The 2,094-nt window shown below is 77.7% G+C and carries 2 protein-coding genes and 1 pseudogene; 2 read left to right on the plus strand and 1 reads right to left on the minus strand.

Features of this window, described 5'->3' with window-relative positions:
• Together JZ5iCDA_RS17085 and JZ5iCDA_RS17090 are read left to right on the plus strand one after the other, a co-directional pair.
• Nucleotides 1-1,110 (plus strand): alkaline phosphatase family protein (locus JZ5iCDA_RS17085; RefSeq protein ID WP_069388198.1); only part of this gene is annotated, 1,110 nt, incomplete at its 5' end.
• 40 nt (nt 1,111-1,150) lie between these two features.
• Nucleotides 1,151-1,792 carry a thymidine kinase gene (locus JZ5iCDA_RS17090; protein ID WP_069388199.1) on the plus strand — a complete coding sequence of 214 codons (642 nt, stop codon included), beginning with the start codon at nt 1,151-1,153 and terminating at the stop codon, nt 1,790-1,792.
• A 21-nt stretch (nt 1,793-1,813) separates the two neighbouring features.
• Here JZ5iCDA_RS17090 and JZ5iCDA_RS19475 read toward each other — a convergent pair.
• Nucleotides 1,814-2,094, minus strand: a pseudogene (locus tag JZ5iCDA_RS19475) (hypothetical protein); the annotation flags it as partial.

The raw sequence follows: 2,094 nt of genomic DNA on the forward strand, positions 1-2,094 counted from the left end.
GCCGCCGTGCTCCCCGCGTCGCTCGACGCGCTCGGCGTGCCCGTGACGACCGCGACGGGGCTCGACGGGGCGGCGGCCCGCCGCGACCTGGGCCTGCCGGCGGCCGAGCGCGTGTGCGTCGTGCTGGTCGACGGCCTCGGGCACCTCAACCTCGCCGAGCGCGCGGGGCACGCGCCCTTCCTGCGCTCGCTGCTGCCCGACGCGCGCCCGCTCACCTCGACGTTCCCGAGCACCACCGCCGCCGCGGTCGGCGCGTTCGGCACCGGGACGGCGCCCGGGCGCACGGGCATGCTCGGCTACACGCAGCGCAACCCGGCCACGGGCGAGCTCGCCAACATGGTGTCGTGGGAGGGGGCCCTGCCCCCGCACGAGGTCCAGCAGGAGCCGCCGCTGCTGGGCGTCGCGGCCGACGCCGGGGTGGCCGTCACCTCGACCGGACCGGCACGGTTCGCGGGCTCCGGCATGACGCTGGCCGCGCTGCGCGGCGGCGCGTACGCCGGGGCGGAGCGCCTCGGCGACCGCGTGGACGCGGCGCTGCGGGCGCTGCGCCGCCCCGGGCTCGTCTACCTCTACTGGGGCGAGGTCGACAAGGCCGGCCACCACCACGGCTCCGGGTCGTGGCAGTGGGGCGACGAGCTCGAGGCGCTCGACCGCGAGCTCGCCCGCCTGGCGCGCTCCCTGCCGGCCGGCACGCTCCTGCTCGTCACCGCCGACCACGGCATGGTCGACGTCGACCCGGCGCTGCGCCGCGACGTCGCGACGGACCCGGTGCTCGGCCGGGACGTCGCCCTCGTCGGCGGCGAGCCGCGTGCCGTGCACGTGTACGCCGAGCCGGGCCGCGCGCCCGACGTCGCGGCGCGCTGGCGCGAGGTGCTGGGCGACCACGCCGTCGTGCTGGAGCGCGACGACGCGCTCGGTCGCGGGCTGCTCGGCCCGGACCCGAGGCCGGAGGCGGTGGCCGCCGCGGGCGACCTCCTCGTGGCGATGCGGGGCCTCGCGACGGTGGTCGACTCGCGCACCCAGACGCCCGCGTCGCTCGCCCTGATCGGGGTGCACGGCTCGCTCACCGAGCGCGAGATGCGCGTCCCCCTGCTCGTGACCGCGGGCTGACCGCCGACACCCGCGACCGACCGACCGCGAAAGGGCCCGCATGGCCGAGCTCGTCTTCTTCTCCGGCACGATGGACTGCGGCAAGTCCACCCTCGCGCTCCAGCTGGACCACAACCACGCCGCCCGTGGCCGGCGCGGGCTCATCTTCTCCCGCGACGACCGCGCCGGGACGGACCGCCTGTCCTCGCGCCTCGGCCTGGAGGTCGTCGCGCACGAGGTGCGCGACGACACGGACTTCTGGTCCTTCGTGACGGGCCAGCCGGTGCCCGTGGACTACCTCGTCTGCGACGAGGCGCAGTTCTACTCCCCGGCGCAGGTCGAGCAGCTCGCGCGCCTCGTGGACGAGACGGAGATCGACGTCTTCGCGTTCGGCATCACCGCCGACTTCCGCACGCGCCTGTTCCCCGGGTCGGCGCGGTTCATCGAGCTCGCCGACCGGGTGGAGGTCCTGCAGGTGCAGTCCCTGTGCTGGTGCGGGGCGCGCGCGACGCACAACGCGCGCACGGTCGACGGGCGCATGGTCGTCGAGGGCGAGCAGGTCATCGTGGGCGACGTCGGGCAGGGCTCCGGCGAGGTCGCGTACGAGGTGCTGTGCCGTCGGCACCACATGCGGCGCATGACGACGGCCGCCGCGCGCGCGCTCGGCCCCGCCGACGGGCTGTCGTTCGACCTGTCCGGCTGACGGGCGCCGCCGGGCGGTGGCTCAGTGCTCCGGGCGGGCGCCGAAGACGATCTCGTCCCAGCTGGGGACCTGCGCGCGCGACCGGCTCCGGCTCCTGCGGGTCTCGCGGGGCGCCGCGCGGGGGGCGGGGGGCGCGTCGGCCGGGACGCCGGCGGGCTCCGGCACTGCCTCCGGCCCCGTCTCCAGCCCTGCCTCCGGCCCGTGGCCAGGGGCAGCGGGGGACGGCGCGGGCGCCCGGACGGGGCGGGCCGGGGAGCCGGCGTCCTCGTCGTCGACGCGGGTCGCGGCGGGGTGCGGCAGGT

Source organism: Cellulosimicrobium cellulans, assembly GCF_001722485.1.
In the GTDB taxonomy this organism is placed as follows: Bacteria; Actinomycetota; Actinomycetes; order Actinomycetales; family Cellulomonadaceae; genus Cellulosimicrobium; species Cellulosimicrobium cellulans_A.